Origin of the sequence: Kriegella aquimaris (assembly GCF_900103215.1) — a bacterium.
Lineage (GTDB): Bacteria > Bacteroidota > Bacteroidia > Flavobacteriales > Flavobacteriaceae > Kriegella > Kriegella aquimaris.
The window spans coordinates 1-18,389 of sequence record NZ_FNGV01000022.1; the positions used below are offsets into that span (position 1 = coordinate 1).

Below are 18,389 nucleotides of genomic sequence, written 5' to 3' on the forward strand. Positions count from 1 at the left end.
CTTCGTGGTAAAGGCCAAAGCTTTTTTTACCCTTGAATTCTTGAACTTGTACAAACGGGCAACTTCAGTCTTGCTCTCCAACTTAACTTCTTTGGTATCGGCCATTTCAACCTCAACTACATTGGTATCGATTTTAGCTTCTTGGGCTTGGGCGGCCATTCCGATAAAAAGAACAAAAGTGATAGTTAAGATAGTTTTCATGACTTGCGTTTTATATAAATAAAACGCCACAGGCCCCATTATAAGGGGTTTCCATTCGTTCAAAAACCTTTTAAACTCGTTAAGTTGCCCAACTTCGGATTAAAGGCAAAAAATGTTCGATGAGCGTAACGGGCCCCAAAAACACCTTATCGGAAGAAGGTGTTTTTTATCGATACGACAGTGAACAATGTCATAAATCGACGCGAATGCGAGATATCATATCTACTATTAAAAAGAATGGGGTACTTTAAGGAGCGCTAAAAGGAGTAAAGCTTATAGTAAGGAGAAGAGCTAAATTAGTAAATTTTAACCGTGTTCATTGTTTTTTCAAAAACGTTACAACATGCGCTCTGTTTGTTTCAGGAGTTCCTTGACACGGATTTTTAGGGTTTCAGGTTCCAAAATTTTAGCATGGTCACCGAACATCATATACCATCTGGGGAAACCGTGTACCAAGTCGGCGCACATAAAGGTCATTTCAACCTTATCATCTTTTATTTCCTCAGAAACGAAACCAAATGATTTACTTCCACTTTTAATATATCGGGCAACAGTTCTATCGACAAGAATCCTGATCTTAGTTTTCTTACCCTCGCTTTTTTTGCTCCGGTATTCATCAATTGTACCGTGTAGCAATTCAAAGGGCTGTCCAATGCATCGAATGGCCATCATCCGATCGGTACGAAATTGCCTATAGTCTTTTCTTAAATGGCAATAGCCCAATACATACCAAAAGTTGTTCTCGTGAAACAATCCTACAGGTTCGATATGTCTTTCAGATGGTTTATCGGCTTCCAAAGATTGATATTTTAAAAATACCTGTTTTTTTTCTGCCATACTCTCAAAAAGAACTTCAAGTGCATTTGGTATCTTTTCATTGAACAGCACTTGGGCGGGATCGATAATGACCTGCGACTCCAAAGCGGCAATCCAATCCTTCTCTTTTCCGCGTAGTACGGACTTTATTTTATACATCGCCGATTTGTGATATGCTCCAAGCGATGCATCGGTGAACTTTTGCATCAGCTTCTCTGCGGCAACAAAGCTACCGGCCTCTTCACGGGTGAACATTACCGGAGGAAGTCGATACCCATCCATAATGGAATACCCCACACCGGCTTCGCTTACTATCGGAACACCAGAAGCTTCTAATGTTCTTATGTCACGATATACGGTCCGAAGACTTACGCCAAAGCGATCGGCAAGTTCTTGAGCTTTTACAATACGTTTTGATTGCATCTGAATCAATATGGCGACAATGCGATCAAAGCGTTTTACAGTATCAATACCCATAATTGAATAACATATACTCCAAAGATAGGACTTCAGATTAAAGCTTGTCTTGAAGAAGGGTTTCATTTTTCGCTTTCATTACAGTTATCCGACCCGCCATTTTAAAATCAGTCGGTCGCATTATTTCGAGAAGTATCATAGGTTTTTTTTCAGTTGCAACACAAAGAAAGGTATGGTTGGTGACAACCCTTCGTCAGCAGCATATAAACAATTCAACGTACAGTCGAAACTACATAAACAACTAATATTAAGTCACTTAAAAAATACTATGACGTTTATTTTTACTACTGACAAAGGGCTGTCACCTACTGGTTTTAGTTTTGTTCATAACATTAGTAATCACTTAAAAACATATCTTATGAACACAATAGTAGAACAGCAAAAAGAAACTGCCCAAGTTATTACCCCTTCAGAATTGCTAAAACATTGGCAAGGGCATAGAAGTCTAACACGACGGGTCATCGAAGCATTTCCTGAAGAAGCTTTTTTCAACCACTCCATTGGCGGTATGCGCACTTTTGCGCAACTTACCATGGAGCTTCTCGGTATCGCGGGACCGGGAATCCAAGAAATTGCGACTGGCAACACCTCCGACTTAAAAGAACATTTTGACCATGACAACAGCAAAGCCAAAATTCTAGAGTTATGGGACAGGGCTACGGAAGAAATCAATGCGAATTGGTCACAAATTACTATAGAAAAATTTCAGGAAACCATTAAAATTTTTGGACAGTACGAAGGAACCGTCATGTCTTCGATATTCTATTTTATTGACAATGAGATACACCATCGCGGACAGGGCTATGTATATTTAAGATCTTTGGGCATTGAGCCACCAGCTTTCTGGGAACGATAATCAAGCGTATTAAGGCTATCATATGAAAACAGTTTTGGTATTTAAGACATCGGTCACCAGAAAGAAGCAAATACGAAGGCTTCGCCCACTTTTGAATAACTTGATAGACCCTAATGATTATTGGAATTTTGACTTGGAGGATTGTGATAACATCCTCCGGGTCGAAACCCAACAACTTGGGGCTGACATTATTTCTACCACATTGAAAACCCAAGGATTTTTTTGTGAAGAGCTCCCTTAAGGATACTAAATAGCAATATCTTAAACATTAAGCAAAAGATTGGGATCAGGGCAGTTTTCGGAATAAAAGGCTACGTCTTCTTTGGCACAGACGCCAGGATAATCACCTAACCAATTATTCATATCGATTATAATTTGAAAATGAAGATGCGGTGCATAGTTTCCGTTGACTTCTTTATTTCCAAGAGTTCCCAAAACAGTTCCTGCTTCGAACGATTTTCCTACTTTGAGGTTCTGTAAAGATTCCAAAGACAAATGACCGTACAGGGTATGGAACCTGAAACCAGCTATTTCATGAACAAGAATAATTGTTGGGCCATAATCACCTCGCCTATCATTGTTTTTGAAACTATGTATCTTTCCCTTGAGGGGTACTAAAACGGTCGTTCCGGCTTTCGTCCAAAAATCAACCCCCAAATGAATTGTTCTTTTTGACTCCCCTACTCGTGAAAATTCAGCCTTGTCCGAATAGAGGCTACGATTTTCCAAATAGCCGCCGTAAGCGACTTCTGCATCATTTCTTTTTAGCTCAGCGTTGATATAACTTTGACAAACATCGGGTTCCGTAACCTTCAACCCAACTAAATCACTATTTTCAGCAGACAGATTCAAGGGAGTATACTGCTCTCTAGTTATTGTCTTATCTAGAATAGGTATAGATTCAATTAAATAACTTTGGAACAACTTTGTCAACGGATTCATGAATCAAATATATTGAACAATAAGAGAAGTAACGGTTTTCTTTTTTAGGGATGTACCAAACTTTTTAGACCTATTTTTCGTAAGTATTTGTATATTATGGATACTAAGTATAAAAATTAATGCGATGCTAAGAATACAGATACCCATTTTAATACTGACACTTTTATTTGCAACAGGTTGCCAATCGAATACTAAAAAGAACGGGGATAATAATGTTGCGGAAGTTACTTCAGAAATTACCAAAGAGACCATAAAATTGGCTCCTCAAGACTTGGCCAAATATGAGACCGCCTATTTTGCCAGCGGTTGTTTCTGGTGTGTAGAGGCCATATTCGAAAGTGTAAAAGGTGTGAAGGAAGCTGTTTCAGGTTATGCGGGCGGTACAGAAAAAAATCCTACCTATGAACAAGTTGGCCGTGGACTTACTTCGCATGCCGAAGCCGTAGAGGTCTATTATGACCCAAAGGAAATTACCTTTATCGAATTGGTACAAGTTTTTTTTGGTTCGCATGACCCCACCTCTTTAAATCGTCAAGGCCCCGACAGAGGGCCCCAGTACCGGTCGATAGCTTTTTATAAAAATGAGGAAGAAAAGAAAATCATAGATACCTACATCGCAGCACTCAAAGAACAACATATTTATGATGCCCCGATTGTGACCGAAGTTACCAAATTCACCAAATTTTACGACGCCGAAGACTATCACCAAGACTATGAGAAACGCAATCCTGACAATTCGTACATTCGAAACGTTTCGATTCCAAGACTAAATCGGTTCAAGCAAAATTTTCCTGAGTATTTAAAAAAGGAGGCACATTAATTAAAATATAGCGAGAACTGACGAGAAAATTGAGCGACCTAAATGGGTCGCTTTTTTTGTTTGTTGAGAATTACGTTTATCTTTAATGGCTCAAATAAAAAACAACATGAGATTAAAATCAACCTATTATTCAATTTCTATGGCCATGGTGGCCGTATTCTTATTTGTTGGCTGTAACGAAGAAAAAAAAGACGATACCCCCTGGGTGTCACTTTTTGACGGCCAAACTTTAAACGGATGGACCCAAAAAGGAGGGGTTGCCAAATACATGGTTCGTGATGAAACGATCGTGGGTACTACCGTAAACAATACGCCCAACTCCTTTATGACATCTGACAAGATGTACGGAGATTTCATTTTGGAGCTCGAATACAAAGTCGATTCTTCGATGAACTCGGGTATTCAAATCCGTAGCAATAGCTTTCCTCATTATAGGGATGGAAGAGTGCACGGCTATCAGATCGAGATTGACCCTTCTGAGCGAGCCTGGAGCGCTGGAATCTATGATGAAGGACGTCGTGGTTGGTTGAATCCGCTTGATAATAACCCTGAAGCCCAAAAAGCTTTTAAACAAAACGACTGGAACCACTACCGCATAGAAGCTATAGGTGACACCTTGAAAACATGGATCAACGGTGTGCCCGCAGCGCATCTTATCGATGACAAAACGGCAAGTGGCTTTATAGGTCTTCAAGTACACGGTATCGGTAAAGACAAAACGCCAGGAACCGAAATTATTTGGAGAAACATCAACATCTTAACAGATAACCTCTCGAAGTATTCAAAAAAATCTCCCTTAGCACCAATCGTGACTAAAAATAACTTGACGGTGTCGGAGAAAAAAGATGGATTCAAAATGTTGTGGGATGGAAAAACCACGGATGGATGGCGCGGAGCACGTTTAGATGAATTCCCAGAAAAAGGCTGGAAAATAGAAGACGGTGTGCTAACCGTACTATCTTCTGGTGGTGAAGAATCTGCTGCCGGAGGTGATATTGTTACTAAAAATCTTTACGGAAATTTTGAACTGATGGTCGATTTCAAGCTTACTGAAGGCGCCAATAGCGGTATCAAATATTATGTGGATACCGACATTAATAAAGGTCCTGGTTCTTCTATTGGTTTAGAATATCAAATTTTAGACGATGCCAGACACCCTGATGCAAAACTGGGCAACCATGACGGTAGCCGTACCGTAGCCTCGCTTTACGATCTTATTCAAGCAGACCCCAGCAAACCTATCAATCCTATTGGGGAATGGAACACTGCCCGTATCGTTGCCAAAGACAACCATATCGAGCATTGGCTTAATGGTGCCAAGGTTTTGGAATACGAACGAAAAAGTGATGCATATAGAAAACTCGTGGCTGAAAGCAAGTACAAAAAATGGCCAAACTTCGGCGAAGTTGACAAAGGTCATATTCTCTTGCAAGACCATGGGGACGATGTTAGCTACAAGAATATCAAAATAAAAACGATGGATTAGTATCGATTGGTAACAATACTATGAAAGTTCAAAAAGGGCGGCTTCAGAATTTCTGAGGCCGCCCTTTTTATAATCGTTACAAAGCATTGCTTGTAGCCGTACAAGAAATCATTTATTCTAAGGTAACCTCACCGAATTTAGAACCGATGCTAATCGAACGACCTCCATTGTTCTTAATATTATAACCTTCATACAATGTATTTTCTTGATCTTTTGTCGTATTCAACACCAAGTTCGATGGATACATTACTTCCGAAGCCGTGGCGTTCATATTAATATTTATCGAAGAGCTAGGTAATTTAAAGTACAATTCGCCAAATTCAGAAGTTACAGTAAGATCGGAAAAATCGGGAGCTATCGAGTAAATTCGAACCACCCCCATTTTATTATTTATAGAAGCTCGGTTCGCCAAACGCTCAATAGAAACTTCAGAACTATTCGAGCTTAACGACAGGTTCGATACCTCGGTAAGTTCTACCTCGTCGGAATAATCAATTTTCAATTGCCCATAATTCCACTTTTCCACCAATACCGGTGAATATGAGGCAGTCACCGTCGTTTGCTCACCATCAATTGTTGCTGCGAAAAGACTCGCATGTGATAGTGTCGCATTGATATTTTTTGTGTTTTCGGCTAATTTGACTTCCCCGTGACGCACGTTCATTTTTAATTTTACCGACTTTGGCATTTTCACTTTAATTGTTTTTTTAACCTTTATGTTTTTACTCTTACCACCTGAATTGAAATAAAAAACATCAGGACCATTATTTCGCAGGGTATCGTCTGCCCTAACAATATTTTTTGTTACCGCCCTATTGACCAAACGTTGTACATGGGCCTCTGCCCTTTTTGCATGCAGTTCAGCCCTTTCCTCATGCATTTTCGCCCTTTCCTCATGAAGTTGTTTCATTTGCTCTACCCGTTTTTGGGCCAACTCACGGTAGCGTTCTCCTCGTTCTTCCATTCTTTTGCCCCATTCTTCCATTTTCTTTTGATGTTTCTTGTCAAATCCTTTTTCAAAATCCCTTTGCCATTTCTTCATGTATTTTTCTCCATCCTTTTTATAAGCCTCGTAATCGAATTTCATCATATTCATATTAGGAAGTGGCGGTGTATCTGTCATTTCTACCAATTCGTTCAGTTCTGCCACCTCAGGAATTTCAATTATTATTGGTTCTATGTCCGGAATTTCAAAATGAAAATCTTGCCTAAAGTCTCCCATTGCATGACGTATAGAGAATGAATTGTTCTCTTTTGTCGTTATTTTGATTTTTGAACTATTTCCCAAAATCTCCACAACATCATCTTCAAAATACGTATTCGCCTCGTCAAGGGTGGCATCTTCCATAGTTACCGTAGCCTCTACCAAGACTTCGTTCTTCTCCCATGTTTCAAACTGAATATCTGCATAGCTGGTATTAATTTCAATGATGGCATCATCACCAACTCCAAATGTCTCCGTATAAGTTCTTGACTCTTTTTGACCGTATGCCAATACGCTGACAGTAAAGAAAAAGAGCATAATTGCTTTAGATAATAGTATTTGCTTCATTTTTTGATTTTAAGTCGTTCAACCTCATTTTTAACTTCTGCAACAACTGTAATCGCAGTTGCAGGTTTTTTATCAGAGCTGCTATAGTCTGGTCATTGGGGCCTATGTCATTCAACTCTTTATTTAAAATGCCATACTCCCGATCTAATTCTTCCATGCGTTCCATAAAACTGTCGACCAATGCTTTATTATCAGCAGTGAGATCTAGTTTTGAAAGCTCCATATTTATGCTTGACACATAATAATTTTCTACCTTCTTCAAATCAGGAGATAAGTCGCCCAATGATATTTTTTCCAATACTACATCACGCTTCTGTTCGGCTGACCCAACATTGGTTACTGAATTGTATAGGTAACCACCGATGCTGACCAAGATTAATACCGATGCCGCTATTTTAAGAGCAAGGAAAGAAGGCTTGGCCTTTTGTGGCAATTTCGTATTCAGTCGTGCCAAAAAGCGTTCTTTATGACCCTCGCTCAGCTGTTCAGCTCCGGGCCTCTTTTTTTTGAACATTTCCCTAAGGTCTTGTGCCATATACTTTGTTTTTTAATAGTTCCCTCAAATATCCTTTCCCTCGAAGTAATCTCGTTCGGCATGTGTTTTCTGTCAAATCAAGCACTTGGGCTATTTCACCATGATCATAACCTTCAACCAAATACATCATAACAACGAATTTATATTTCTCGGGAAGCAAGGTTATGGCCGATTTGACCGCTTCGACAGTGACATCATTTTCTACCGACCAATCTTCATCTTCTACGATATATACGTGGTTTTCGTTCAGGGCAACCAAATTCTCCTTTTTCGATTTTACAAAATCAATGCTCTTATTGATTACAATACGCTTCAACCATGCCCCGAACGTAACTTCACCTTTAAATTGATGTATTTTCTCAAAGGCTTTAATAAACGATTCCTGCATAACATCTTCAGCATCATCGGCATTTCCAACAAAACGCAAGGCAACATGAAACATGCCATTACAATATTGCTCATATAGCTGCAATTGCGCTTTTCTATTATTAGCTTTGCACTGATTTACGACATCAATTGGAAACATTGGATTCGTTTCGTTGTTGGTTTAAGCTTGTTGTTATACTAAGGACGAGGAAAATATTCGGATGTTGCAAAAAACGATTACTTTTATAAAAAATTAAATATTTCCGCTTGAAACAAGTTACGCTTACTACCCCATATATTACATTGATCGTATTAGATTATGGTGCTATCATTCAAAAGGTTTTGGTGAAAAATAATCAAGGAAAATATACCAATATGGTAGTTGGTTCCAATTTTCCCGATGACTATTTGACCGATACCGCTCACCTCGGAGCGTGTGTAGGTCGTTTTGCAGGACGCATTTCCAAAGCCCGTTTTGAGCTTGACCGGGAAACCTATCCGTTGTACGGAGAACACGGAATGCATCTTCATGGAGGAAAAGAAGGGTTTGGTAAAAAATATTGGACTATCGAAGAGGTCAACCATGGTAATCGCCCCTATGTAAGACTTTCGTATTTCAGCAAACATTTGGAAGAAGGGTACCCTGGCAATTTAAAGGTCATGGTCACATACCAACTGATCAATAACAGCCTACGTATATTACATCAAGCAAAAACGGATCGTACAACGGTGGTAAACCTTACCAATCACTCTTACTTTAAACTTGACGAGAGCGATAGCTTAGAACATTATGACCTTCAACTAAACTGCCCAGCACGAGTTGAAACACATGAAAACCTTTTGCCAACAGGCAAAGTGGTATCTGTAAAAGGATCGAAATACGACTTCACCAACAAGCGGCCTATGGGTGATACAACCTTGGATACACCCTATGTAATCAACCCGAATACAAAGAGGGCGGCCCACATACATTCACAGAAATCTGGTATTTCTATGGATGTAAAGACAAATCAACCCGCCGTTGTAGTCTATACTCCACCACATTTTACCGGCATTTGTTTCGAAACACAAAATTTCCCCGATGCGCCAAATCATAAGAATTTTCCAAGCAGTGTTCTCAGACCTGGCGAGTTGTATAAAAACGAGTCTGAATTTAAATTCACGACACACGAAGCCCAGCTACCTTTGTTCTAGATTTTGTTTAGCCGCTTTGCGAGATATATCAAAATCAAGAATCGGAATAAGAAAATTCTTTAAGAGCCTAGTAGTGTCTTTAAACGTCAACCAATAAATTTAACCGTACTGTAATATTGTCTCGAGTGGCTTTGCTATAAGGGCAAATCTCATGTGCGGCATTTACCAACTCCTCTCCGGTTTCGGTATTTACCGTCGGCAAATAGCAATCAAGGGTCACCCCAATAAAAAAGCCATCTTTATCTTTATTGAACGCGACAATCGCTGTAACACTAAAATCACCAAGATCATCAACGTTTTGCTCTTTGGCAACCACTTGTAAAGCACCTGCAAAACAAGTTGAATAAGCGGCAGCGAACAATTGTTCGGGATTTGTTGATTTCCCATCCGTTTTCCCTTCACTATCCGGCATTTTTATGGCGAAATCAAGTGTACCGTCTTCACTTGTAACATGGCCAGACCTTCCACCTTTATTGGCCGCTTTTGTTTTGAATATTGTTTTCATGATCAACATTTAAAATTAGGTTTTAAGATAGTAAAGATGATTATCAAAGACGCAGTGGAACTATTAAATTTGTGTGAAACTTTATCCGTTATTGAACGAAAAAGGTATCATTTGGTTTTGTAACTTAGTAGTTGATCCCAACAAGGATTATAAAACTTCCAAATTTTCATCACCTAAACCGAAGAAAATGAAAATCTTAAAATGGCTTTTAATAGTTTTAATTGTTCTGGTTGCCCTTTTCTTCACAGTTGGTCAACCCTATTTGAAAGGACAGACAAAAAAAAACAGTCCAGAAAAAACAGTTACCTATTCAGAAAATGGAATAGATCTTTCGGTAAACTATTCGAGCCCCGCTAAAAAAGAACGTGAAATTTTTGGGGCTTTGGTCCCTTATGATGCTATTTGGCGAACAGGTGCCAATGAGCCCACCACCTTTACTACCGCTTCCGATATCAAGATAATCGACAAGAACCTACCTGCCGGTACGTATTCATTGTGGACGGAACCCAACCCTGAAAGCTGGAGCATCATTTTTAATAAAGAGGTTCCCGAATGGGGCGTAACACTTCTTAGCGGAGGAAAGAAAACGACTCGTGAACCGCAATCGGATGTGGTTCGTGTAAATGTACCAACAGAAAAGTTATCGAATGTTCAAGAACATTTCACTATTGCTTTTGAAGACGCGACTTCCTTATATTTAACGCTCAGTTGGGACCGAACAAAAGTGAAAATCCCCATTAACAAATAAGATTGGCCCTTAAAAAAAATAGTGAATCTACGAGCATTTCCAAACCGGAGCATAAGCGGAAACAAATTCCATCTATCGATGAGCTCTTTCATGGCATTCAAAAAGGTGATAAGACTGCTTTAGCCAGAGCGATAACATTAGTGGAAAGCAGCAACGCCGAGCACCTTGCTAAAGCGAACCTAATTGTTGAAAAATGTCTGAATCAAAATAAAAAAACCTTACGAATAGGCATAACAGGCGTTCCTGGCGTCGGTAAAAGTACTTTTATTGAGGCCCTCGGCAAGAAATTGACTTCGTTGGGTAAAAAAGTCGCCGTACTTACGGTCGACCCTACCAGTTCGCAAAGCAAAGGAAGTATTTTAGGTGATAAGACCAGAATGTATGAGTTGGCAAAAGACCCAAATGCTTTTATACGCCCCTCGCCCTCTAGCGAATCTTTAGGAGGGGTAGCGCGAAAAACCCGAGAGACCATTATATTATGTGAAGCTGCAGGCTATGATGTCGTTTTAATAGAAACGGTAGGTGTAGGCCAAAGTGAAACCATGGTTCACAGTATGGTCGATTTTTTCTTGTTGCTGAAACTTGCCGGCGCAGGTGACGAACTGCAGGGGATTAAACGGGGAATTATCGAAATGGCCGACGCCTTGGTAATAAATAAGGCCGATGGGGAAAATATTAGATCTGCCGCAATAGCGAAACAAGACTTCTCGAAAGCCTTGCATTTGTTTCCTTTAAAAGAAAGTGGTTGGAAACCGGAAGTTCTTACCTGTTCAGCTTTAGAGAATAAAGGTATAACCGAAGTTTGGGAGTTCATCGAAAAGTTTTTCGAACTGACTACTTCAAATGGCTATTTTGAAAAGAATCGTAGAAAACAGAACAAAAATTGGTTGCTACAATATATTGATAATCGAATTACCACTGATTTTTATCAACACCCCCAAGTTGCCCATGCATTACCTTCTGTGATAAATGAGGTAACCCAGGGCACAACATCGCCTTTTACCGCCGCAGAGAAGCTGATCAAGGCCTACAAGGCCCAAAAATAATAATTCCAAGTCGCTGTGAAGTCGGCAAATAGAGAGATTACCGACTATAACCAAGTATTATGAATAAAAACATAACTTTGCCGAACCCAAATAATCTTGGGTATTGACATTCAAGCAAAGAACCAAAACGACATTCCTATAAACCCATCGAATGAATCCTGTAACTACTTTAGCACTTTCCGTAGTCGTCCCGCTATATAATGAAGAAGAAAACGTAACACTCTTGACCCAAAAGATTCATGAGAGCCTAAAGGGGTACAACTATCAGATTATTTACGTTGATGATTTCTCCAAAGATGCGACCCGCAAAGTGGTAAAAGAGATGAAAGACGACAAGGTGCACTTGATCGAACTTAAAAAAAATTATGGGCAAAGTTTGGCTTTGGCCGCCGGGTTGGACTATGCCGAAGGAGAATTCATAATTACTATGGACGGAGACCTTCAAAATGACCCGAGCGACATTCCGCAAATGTTGGAGCAGGCATTAAGTGGGGAATATGATGTTATTACAGGAATACGTCAAAAAAGAAAAGATTCGCTTGTTAAGAAAATTCCTTCAAAGATTGCCAATTTTTTGGTTCGCCGTATTACAAAATTAGATATAAAAGACAACGGTTGCGCTCTAAAAGTGTTCACCCGTGACATTGCCAAAGACCTCAACCTTTATGGTGAAATGCATCGCTTTATAACCTTATTGGCCCATTTGGAAGGTGCACAAATAAAACAAGTACCCGTAAAGCACCATGCACGCCACGCAGGCGTATCAAAATATGGTTTGGAACGCGTTTTCAAGGTAGTCGCCGATATGATGCTGCTCTTGTTCATCAGAAAATATTTTCAACGACCGATACACCTCTTCGGTATTTTTGGTGTATTGCTCATCATGCTAGGCTTTCTTATCAATGTGTATTTGCTCATCGTAAAATTCGGTATGGGCGAGGATATCGGAACCCGGCCCCTACTTATTTTCGGAATGATGTTTATTTTAGGTGGTATACAATTATTTACGATAGGCATCGTAATGGAGCTTCTTATTCGAACCTACTACGAATCACAGAAAAAGCGGCCGTATAGAATAAAAAAAATATCGATAGGTGGTGAATCGTAAAAAACTGATGACGGCCCTTAAAGTGGTCGTAAGCATTGCGCTTGTCTATTTTATTTTCACCAAAATTAATCTTCAGGAAATAGGAGCTGTGCTAAAACGCGCAGACCCAACCTATCTGGTTCTGGCGCTTTTACTATTCACGGTATCAAAAATTATTTCCGCCGTGAGGGTAAATCTCTATTTTCATCGTATTGGCATACCACTCACACAAACGGCAAACTTAAAACTCGCTTTTTTAGGTATGTTCTACAATCTCTTTTTTCCCGGAGGAATCGGTGGCGATGCTTACAAGGGTTATTTGCTCAAGAAAAACTTCGACATCAAGACGAAACGCGTTGTCTCTGTCTTGGTATTAGACCGTCTCAGCGGACTTTTGCTTTTATTCATCTATGCCTGTATTCTTGCCCTTCTTTTAAAAAACGACACCCTGACCCCTTTTAATTGGTTGTTCGTAACGGCTATCGTATTGAGCGTTACGGTTTTTTGGTTTTTGAACAAAAAATTCTTCCCGTATGTGCTCCCGATATTCTGGAAATCGTTTGGTTTTTCAGCTTTGGTACAGTTGGCCCAATTGGTCAGTGTAATGATGATACTCAAAGCTCTGGGTATAGCGGCTACCACGTGGGCCTATCTCTTTATTTTTCTGATCTCCTCGATTGTGGCCGTACTACCGATGACCATCGGTGGAATTGGAAGTAGGGAAGTAACTTTTTTCTATGGCGCCTCTTTATTGATGCTCGATGAAAATACTTCGGTCACCATAAGTATGATTTTCTTTTTGATGACCGCCCTAGTATCACTGTTTGGAGTTTATTTCCATTTTAAGAAGATTGCCTTGAAAGTTGTCGAACCAGCGTAAACCCTAGGGTATCCCAAATTATTGCAATCTCAATAAATATGAACAAGATGCATTTTTCGCACTACTTTCTTACGAGTATTTGGATTAAGGAATTTGGCCTGTAACCTGGTAATCCTGAATTGATTTACTGAGTATTGTCGATCCCAATCAAAGCCTTTTTGGTGCAGTTCACGTAGTTCCTCATCACTTACATAGACCCAAATATTTTTTTTGCCTTCTATGTCTTTAAAAGAGGAAATTTTTACGGGACTTTTATTATAGAAATCCAAACCCCAGGTATGCGCTGGCGAAAGTTTACAAATATCAGCTACCGGAACTCCATTCTCTTTAATTTTTTCCGCCATGGAAGAACCCGCTTGATATTTCAATAGCGAAGGATAAAAGTGCATATTCAATATGGCGTTCAAAAAGACGGAACTCAATACAGAAATTGTAATGATTTTAAAATAATAATCTTCTTGTTTGAGAATGTAGTACACAATTGCCAGTGCCAAAGACACTTTCCAAATATAATTGTAAGGGTTGTCGAGTTTAAAAACCAGATAGCATATGAAAGCGGAGGCGATGAAGATCAAACCAAGAATAAAATATTGTATTCCCAATAAAGTCTTGATAAATTTTCTTTCAGGATTATTATAAAGTCCATAAATATAGGACGCCGTAAGCACTGAGAAAAGCGGAATTACAATGTTCAGGTAATGCGGCAGTTTGAACTGTGCAAAACTGATGATTATAAATATCAATGTGATTCCTCCTATTGTGAGAATTTCATTGTTAGGATTAAAGGCAAACTTCGACTTTACCAGTGTCTTTGCCCGGTTCCAATACGCTAATAATCCCAAAACCGTCCACGGAAGAAATACCCACAAAAAAGTATGGAAAAAGAAGAAATAATCACTGCTATTCTTCCCTACCCCTTCTCCACTCAATCGCTCAAAACTCTGCTCCCAAAAAATAAAAAAGATACCACTTCTATTCCCTTTTCCCCTGATAATTTTCTCAGGATGCATATCGAACTGGTGATAATAGGCATACAACATGGGCGCGATTGTCAAACCAAAAACGAGTAGGCCAACTACTACGCGCCAATTTAAGAAGGCCATCCACTTTTTGGTATAGCCCAAATGACACAACAACGGTAAGCCAATAACCAATAGTGCGATTTGACCTTTGGTAGAAAAAGCTATTCCAGCTCCGAAAGCACCTAAAAGGATACTACTTAATGTTCCTCGCTCAATATATGTGGCAAGTTGCCAAATAGCAAAAATGGCCGACCCGGTAAGCACGGCATCGGTACGGACATCGATTACAGAAAGAACGATAGTCTGTGCCGTCATGAATATCAAGACCGCTAACTTTCCGGTCTCACGGTTGTACAGTAGTTTGCCCAGCCCAAAACAACTATAGGCACCAAATAACGTAGCCAAAAGGGCAGGGATTCGGTAGGCCCAATCATGAATACCAAAAATCTTAAAGGAAAGCGCAGCTAGCCAATAATGCATATGGGGTTTATCAAGATACTCTTCAGTGCCCTTGAACAAGCTTAGAAAATCATTCTCTTGAACCATTCGCATGGCCATGACCGCAAATTGTGCAGAATCGTTTTCAAAAAGCGTTGCGAACATTCCGGCTATGTAAACCAAAATAATCAAAACCAAAAAAAACCAATACCTCATGTTAGAGATCATAGGCGGAATCTGTGAGTTGCAAATATAAATAACTTTGAAAACAACCAGCTCAAAATCAAACCTATTCCTATTCCTGTGAGTACATCCAACGGAAAATGAACGCCAATATATATCCGACTATAAGCTACAACAAACGCCCATAGCATCAAGAAAATTCCTATGTAGCGTAGTTTTGACTTCAGCAAAAAAGTAAAGAAAAGTGCTACAGCAAAAGAATTTGCCGCATGGGCCGAAAAATATCCGAATTTACCCCCGCAAGATTCCTTGACCAAACGCATGAGTGTATTTACCTCTGGATCGTGACATGGCCGTAAACGTTGCACTCCGTATTTGAAAAAGTTCGCCAGTTGGTCCGTAGTAAGAATTAATATGGCCATGGTGACCAGTACAAGCAGCGTTTTTTTCAGACCATAATATCTGTATGACAAGCCGATTAGGGTTGCATAAATTGCTAAACTGACAAAATTCCACTTATAGGTGATAAAGAGCCAAAAACCGTCCCAATTAGGGCTACCCATATTATTGAGCCATAAAAACAGGTCTTTGTCATAATGTATTAAATCTTCAAGCATAGGCCTATCTAATCCTCATAACGTGCAACTTCCCTATCATAGAATTCGGTTGCCTGGACTATAAGGTTTTCGGTTTCTGTTTCCAATTCCTTTTCATCCTCTTGAGAAAACTCTTCGAACCATTCTACCTCATCGTTTTCTAAATTAATAATAAATCGAGGATATTCGGTGTGCACCACAAAGACAGCGGTAGGATAATCGGTATTGTCACCTAATAAAAATTTTGGCAATTGCATTTTGAATTGATTTATAGGGTTAACGGTTTTCCGTTCTTTCTTTTAAGATTTGCTTCTATTCCTTATTTAACGAAGTATCAAGTGAGTTGGACACAATCAGTTTTTTCGTCAAATAATTAAATCGAATATACAATAATATGGCCGATGCCGTAAGTCCGGTAAGCAGACCGATCCAAATGCCCGTACTTTCCAACTCGGTATAGAGCCCTAAGTAGAATGAAATAGGGAAGCCAATCAGCCAATAGGCAACAAAGGTCATCCAAGTAGGGATCTTCACATCTTGTAATCCTCTTAAAGCTCCCAAAACAACTACTTGGATACCGTCGGAAATTTGGAAAAAGGCCGCTACAAATAATAATTTGGCGGTTAATTCAATGACTTCGGTGTTATCGATTATATTGACCAAATCTTTCTCATCTAAATAAAGTGTGGGGAACCAAAATCGGCCCACCAAGAACAAAATGGCGAAAACAATTTCTAGAAGAAATGTGAGGAAAAAAATAGAAATCGCGATGCGCCTAAGTTCTTTGAAACTCTGTAGGCCCTTTTGATTGCCTACCCTTATCATGGCCGCAACCCCTAAGCCCATGCCTACCATAAAGGTCATACTACTTAAATTCAAGGCTATTTGATTTGCCGCTTGCGGATTCTTACCCAATACGCCACTTAACCAAATGGCGGCGGTAAAAATAGCAACCTCAAAAAACATTTGAAGTGCCGATGGAAAGCCTAAACTTATGATTTTGTTCATCACCTTTTTTTCAATTTTCTTAAAATTGAAACCGGTAACATAATCATGAAATTTTTTCTTATTCTTTAGCAAGATCCAAATGAATATGAGCATTACGATTCTAGATACCAATGTACCGATTGCCGCACCTACAATGCCCAACTTTGGAAATCCCATTGACCCGAATATGAATAGATAGTTCAAGACAATGTTGACCACATTCGCGATAATCGTCGCATACATGGGGTATTTTGTTTGGGAAAGACCCTCAGAAAACTGTTTAAAGGCTTGGAACATTATCAAAGGCACCAATGAAAATGCCACCAAATCTAAATAGGGCAGCGCCAGTTCAACCACTTCAGGCGGCTGTCTCATTAAATGTATCAGCGGTTTAGATAACAGAATAAGGCCGAAAAGCGAAAGTCCCAAAAAGGTACAAAGTACCAATCCGTGCTTCAGCGCACTTTTTCCATCTGCTTTGTGTCCTGCTCCGTCTGCTTCGGCCACCAAAGGGGTTATCGCTGTCGAAAACCCAATACCCAGCGACATAGCAATAAATACAAAACTATTGCCCAGGGAGACTGCAGCCAGTTCTGCAGTACCTAATTGACCGACCATAACATTGTCGGCAAAAGCCACAAAGGTATGCCCCAACATCCCAAGGATTACTGGAGTCGCCAATTTTAAATTATAACTGAATTCTTTTGTATATCGTTGTAACAAAATCTCTTTATGGATTTGGTGTTAGACACCTATTGTTTTCTTTAATTTGGGGTTCTACTTAATGCTCATTATGTTTCGCTTCCTCCCAAAAAACATCCATTTCTTGTAAAGTCATCTCTTTTAAAGATTTTCCCACCAATTTCGCACGTTCTTCGAGGTATTGAAAGCGCTTTATAAATTTTTTATTGGTGCGTTCTAGCGCATTTTCGGGGTTAATATTCAGAAAACGGGCGTAGTTTACCATTGAAAATAAAACATCGCCAAACTCCGCTTCCATAGCATCGTGTCGGTTTTTATCAATTTCGGTCTGAAGCTCGGCAAGTTCTTCCTGCAACTTTTCAAAGACCTGTTCGGGTTTTTCCCAATCAAAGCCGACCCCCGCGACCTTATCTTGAATTCGGTTGGCCTTCACCAAGGATGGCAAACCATTTGGCACTCCTTCCAAGACGCTCTTTTTTCCCTCTTTTAATTTTATGTTTTCCCAGTTGCGCTTTACTTCTTCCTCATCGGCAACCTCGACATCACCATATATATGTGGATGTCTATTAATCAATTTTTCGCAGATTTCATTGGCAACATCGCCCATATCAAAGGCTTCGGTCTCGGAACCAATTTTTGCGTAAAAAACAATGTGCAGCAACAAATCTCCCAATTCCTTTTTTACCTCATCAAGGTTGTCTTCTAAAATAGCATCACCAAGTTCATAAGTTTCTTCTATGGTCAAATGTCTCAAGGTCTCCATGGTCTGCTTTTTGTCCCAAGGGCATTGGGCGCGAAGCTCATCCATAATAGTCAATAATCGATCAAAAGCCTTAAGTTGTGATTCCCTAGAATTCATAAACTGATATTTTGGCAAAAGTACGAATCTAAGATATTAGACCGTGTTGTATTATTTAGTATTTTAGAAGATTGAAAAAAAGGCCATTTTC

The 18,389-nt window shown here is 39.6% G+C and carries 22 protein-coding genes; 10 read left to right on the forward strand and 12 right to left on the reverse strand.

The window, feature by feature from the left end; all coding sequences use genetic code 11:
- On the reverse strand, positions 1 to 201 hold a 201-nt coding region (locus BLS33_RS23515), incomplete at its 3' end, for a hypothetical protein (RefSeq protein WP_089895685.1).
- A 119-nt stretch (positions 202 to 320) separates the two neighbouring features.
- Here BLS33_RS23515 and BLS33_RS25480 point away from each other — a divergent pair.
- Complete coding sequence (locus BLS33_RS25480) at positions 321 to 452, forward strand: hypothetical protein (RefSeq protein WP_262495090.1); 132 nt, start codon at positions 321 to 323, stop codon at positions 450 to 452.
- Positions 453 to 537: 85 nt separating this feature from the next.
- Here the strand turns inward: BLS33_RS25480 and BLS33_RS23525 are convergent, their stop codons facing one another.
- Positions 538 to 1,494 carry a helix-turn-helix transcriptional regulator gene (locus BLS33_RS23525; protein ID WP_089895605.1) on the reverse strand — a complete coding sequence of 319 codons (957 nt, stop codon included), beginning with the start codon at positions 1,492 to 1,494 and terminating at the stop codon, positions 538 to 540.
- A 358-nt stretch (positions 1,495 to 1,852) separates the two neighbouring features.
- Between BLS33_RS23525 and BLS33_RS23530 the strand changes: the two genes are divergently transcribed.
- Both BLS33_RS23530 and BLS33_RS23535 read left to right on the forward strand, forming a co-directional pair.
- Entirely contained in the window at positions 1,853 to 2,350 is a 498-nt protein-coding gene (locus BLS33_RS23530) for a DinB family protein (protein ID WP_089895691.1), read from the forward strand.
- A 22-nt stretch (positions 2,351 to 2,372) separates the two neighbouring features.
- Positions 2,373 to 2,591 (forward strand): hypothetical protein, encoded by a 219-nt coding sequence (locus tag BLS33_RS23535; RefSeq protein WP_089895608.1) that lies wholly within the window; start codon positions 2,373 to 2,375, stop codon positions 2,589 to 2,591.
- A 20-nt stretch (positions 2,592 to 2,611) separates the two neighbouring features.
- On the opposite strand, the gene BLS33_RS23540 is transcribed toward BLS33_RS23535, so the two are convergent.
- On the reverse strand, positions 2,612 to 3,292 hold the full coding sequence (locus tag BLS33_RS23540) for a peptidoglycan DD-metalloendopeptidase family protein (RefSeq protein ID WP_089895610.1): 681 nt from the start codon (positions 3,290 to 3,292) through the stop codon (positions 2,612 to 2,614).
- A gap of 124 nt (positions 3,293 to 3,416) precedes the next feature.
- On the opposite strand from BLS33_RS23540, the gene msrA reads away from it, so the two are divergent.
- Both msrA and BLS33_RS23550 read left to right on the forward strand, forming a co-directional pair.
- The gene (gene msrA, locus BLS33_RS23545) at positions 3,417 to 4,112 is read left to right on the forward strand and encodes a peptide-methionine (S)-S-oxide reductase MsrA (RefSeq protein ID WP_089895611.1); all 696 of its coding nucleotides are present in this window, start codon (positions 3,417 to 3,419) and stop codon (positions 4,110 to 4,112) included.
- Positions 4,113 to 4,257: 145 nt separating this feature from the next.
- A complete protein-coding gene (locus BLS33_RS23550; protein ID WP_394330911.1) occupies positions 4,258 to 5,598 on the forward strand; it encodes a 3-keto-disaccharide hydrolase in 1,341 nt (446 codons plus the stop codon).
- Positions 5,599 to 5,710: 112 nt separating this feature from the next.
- Here the strand turns inward: BLS33_RS23550 and BLS33_RS23555 are convergent, their stop codons facing one another.
- Genes BLS33_RS23555 through BLS33_RS23565 form a run of 3 tightly spaced genes read right to left on the reverse strand, consistent with a single transcriptional unit; the run spans position 5,711 to position 8,211 of the window.
- Positions 5,711 to 7,150, reverse strand: coding sequence for a hypothetical protein (locus BLS33_RS23555; protein ID WP_089895613.1), 1,440 nt, complete (start codon positions 7,148 to 7,150; stop codon positions 5,711 to 5,713).
- On the reverse strand, positions 7,128 to 7,685 hold the full coding sequence (locus BLS33_RS23560) for a hypothetical protein (protein ID WP_089895615.1): 558 nt from the start codon (positions 7,683 to 7,685) through the stop codon (positions 7,128 to 7,130). Before BLS33_RS23560 ends, BLS33_RS23555 begins: the two co-directional genes overlap by 23 nt.
- Complete coding sequence (locus tag BLS33_RS23565) at positions 7,669 to 8,211, reverse strand: RNA polymerase sigma factor (protein ID WP_089895617.1); 543 nt, start codon at positions 8,209 to 8,211, stop codon at positions 7,669 to 7,671. Before BLS33_RS23565 ends, BLS33_RS23560 begins: the two co-directional genes overlap by 17 nt.
- Before the next feature lie 107 nt (positions 8,212 to 8,318).
- Here BLS33_RS23565 and BLS33_RS23570 point away from each other — a divergent pair, with 107 nt between their 5' ends.
- Positions 8,319 to 9,245: an aldose epimerase family protein gene (locus BLS33_RS23570; protein ID WP_089895619.1), complete on the forward strand. Its 927-nt coding sequence runs from the start codon at positions 8,319 to 8,321 to the stop codon at positions 9,243 to 9,245.
- A 79-nt stretch (positions 9,246 to 9,324) separates the two neighbouring features.
- Here BLS33_RS23570 and BLS33_RS23575 read toward each other — a convergent pair whose 3' ends face one another.
- Positions 9,325 to 9,750, reverse strand: coding sequence for an organic hydroperoxide resistance protein (locus BLS33_RS23575; protein WP_089895695.1), 426 nt, complete (start codon positions 9,748 to 9,750; stop codon positions 9,325 to 9,327).
- 187 nt (positions 9,751 to 9,937) lie between these two features.
- Between BLS33_RS23575 and BLS33_RS23580 the strand changes: the two genes are divergently transcribed.
- The 4 genes from BLS33_RS23580 to BLS33_RS23595 all read left to right on the forward strand — a co-directional run bounded on the left by BLS33_RS23580 (position 9,938) and on the right by BLS33_RS23595 (position 13,511).
- Complete coding sequence (locus BLS33_RS23580; protein ID WP_089895697.1) at positions 9,938 to 10,498, forward strand: DUF2911 domain-containing protein; 561 nt, start codon at positions 9,938 to 9,940, stop codon at positions 10,496 to 10,498.
- Between the two features lie 2 nt (positions 10,499 to 10,500).
- Positions 10,501 to 11,544: a methylmalonyl Co-A mutase-associated GTPase MeaB gene (gene meaB, locus BLS33_RS23585; RefSeq protein ID WP_089895621.1), complete on the forward strand. Its 1,044-nt coding sequence runs from the start codon at positions 10,501 to 10,503 to the stop codon at positions 11,542 to 11,544.
- A 151-nt stretch (positions 11,545 to 11,695) separates the two neighbouring features.
- Positions 11,696 to 12,652 carry a glycosyltransferase family 2 protein gene (locus BLS33_RS23590; protein WP_089895623.1) on the forward strand — a complete coding sequence of 319 codons (957 nt, stop codon included), beginning with the start codon at positions 11,696 to 11,698 and terminating at the stop codon, positions 12,650 to 12,652.
- Positions 12,642 to 13,511: a lysylphosphatidylglycerol synthase transmembrane domain-containing protein gene (locus BLS33_RS23595; protein ID WP_245731632.1), complete on the forward strand. Its 870-nt coding sequence runs from the start codon at positions 12,642 to 12,644 to the stop codon at positions 13,509 to 13,511. Before BLS33_RS23590 ends, BLS33_RS23595 begins: the two co-directional genes overlap by 11 nt.
- Before the next feature lie 29 nt (positions 13,512 to 13,540).
- Here BLS33_RS23595 and BLS33_RS23600 read toward each other — a convergent pair whose 3' ends face one another.
- Genes BLS33_RS23600 through mazG form a run of 5 tightly spaced genes read right to left on the reverse strand, consistent with a single transcriptional unit; the run spans position 13,541 to position 18,298 of the window.
- Positions 13,541 to 15,187 (reverse strand): ArnT family glycosyltransferase, encoded by a 1,647-nt coding sequence (locus BLS33_RS23600; protein ID WP_317039879.1) that lies wholly within the window; start codon positions 15,185 to 15,187, stop codon positions 13,541 to 13,543.
- A gap of 8 nt (positions 15,188 to 15,195) precedes the next feature.
- Positions 15,196 to 15,771, reverse strand: a complete 576-nt coding sequence (locus BLS33_RS23605; protein ID WP_089895630.1) for a phosphatase PAP2 family protein — start codon at positions 15,769 to 15,771, stop codon at positions 15,196 to 15,198.
- Between the two features lie 8 nt (positions 15,772 to 15,779).
- A complete protein-coding gene (locus BLS33_RS23610) occupies positions 15,780 to 16,007 on the reverse strand; it encodes a hypothetical protein (protein WP_089895632.1) in 228 nt (75 codons plus the stop codon).
- A gap of 55 nt (positions 16,008 to 16,062) precedes the next feature.
- Positions 16,063 to 17,460, reverse strand: coding sequence for an MATE family efflux transporter (locus BLS33_RS23615; RefSeq protein ID WP_089895633.1), 1,398 nt, complete (start codon positions 17,458 to 17,460; stop codon positions 16,063 to 16,065).
- A gap of 58 nt (positions 17,461 to 17,518) precedes the next feature.
- Positions 17,519 to 18,298 (reverse strand): nucleoside triphosphate pyrophosphohydrolase, encoded by a 780-nt coding sequence (mazG, locus tag BLS33_RS23620; protein WP_089895635.1) that lies wholly within the window; start codon positions 18,296 to 18,298, stop codon positions 17,519 to 17,521.
- Positions 18,299 to 18,389: the final 91 nt, after the last annotated feature.

Bases quoted from the DNA above. Each gene is read 5' to 3' on its own strand.
- mazG (WP_089895635.1), bottom strand. From the start codon at position 18,298: ATGAATTCTAGGGAATCACAACTTAAGGCTTTTGATCGATTATTGACT.
- BLS33_RS23575 (WP_089895695.1), bottom strand. From the start codon at position 9,750: ATGAAAACAATATTCAAAACAAAAGCGGCCAATAAAGGTGGAAGGTCT.
- BLS33_RS23550 (WP_394330911.1), top strand. From the start codon at position 4,258: ATGGTGGCCGTATTCTTATTTGTTGGCTGTAACGAAGAAAAAAAAGAC.
- BLS33_RS23535 (WP_089895608.1), top strand. From the start codon at position 2,373: ATGAAAACAGTTTTGGTATTTAAGACATCGGTCACCAGAAAGAAGCAA.
- BLS33_RS23610 (WP_089895632.1), bottom strand. From the start codon at position 16,007: ATGCAATTGCCAAAATTTTTATTAGGTGACAATACCGATTATCCTACC.
- BLS33_RS23560 (WP_089895615.1), bottom strand. From the start codon at position 7,685: ATGGCACAAGACCTTAGGGAAATGTTCAAAAAAAAGAGGCCCGGAGCT.
- BLS33_RS25480 (WP_262495090.1), top strand. From the start codon at position 321: ATGAGCGTAACGGGCCCCAAAAACACCTTATCGGAAGAAGGTGTTTTT.
- BLS33_RS23580 (WP_089895697.1), top strand. From the start codon at position 9,938: ATGAAAATCTTAAAATGGCTTTTAATAGTTTTAATTGTTCTGGTTGCC.
- BLS33_RS23605 (WP_089895630.1), bottom strand. From the start codon at position 15,771: ATGCTTGAAGATTTAATACATTATGACAAAGACCTGTTTTTATGGCTC.
- BLS33_RS23540 (WP_089895610.1), bottom strand. From the start codon at position 3,292: ATGAATCCGTTGACAAAGTTGTTCCAAAGTTATTTAATTGAATCTATA.
- BLS33_RS23525 (WP_089895605.1), bottom strand. From the start codon at position 1,494: ATGGGTATTGATACTGTAAAACGCTTTGATCGCATTGTCGCCATATTG.
- BLS33_RS23590 (WP_089895623.1), top strand. From the start codon at position 11,696: ATGAATCCTGTAACTACTTTAGCACTTTCCGTAGTCGTCCCGCTATAT.
- BLS33_RS23530 (WP_089895691.1), top strand. From the start codon at position 1,853: ATGAACACAATAGTAGAACAGCAAAAAGAAACTGCCCAAGTTATTACC.
- msrA (WP_089895611.1), top strand. From the start codon at position 3,417: ATGCTAAGAATACAGATACCCATTTTAATACTGACACTTTTATTTGCA.
- BLS33_RS23600 (WP_317039879.1), bottom strand. From the start codon at position 15,187: ATGAGGTATTGGTTTTTTTTGGTTTTGATTATTTTGGTTTACATAGCC.
- BLS33_RS23555 (WP_089895613.1), bottom strand. From the start codon at position 7,150: ATGAAGCAAATACTATTATCTAAAGCAATTATGCTCTTTTTCTTTACT.
- BLS33_RS23565 (WP_089895617.1), bottom strand. From the start codon at position 8,211: ATGTTTCCAATTGATGTCGTAAATCAGTGCAAAGCTAATAATAGAAAA.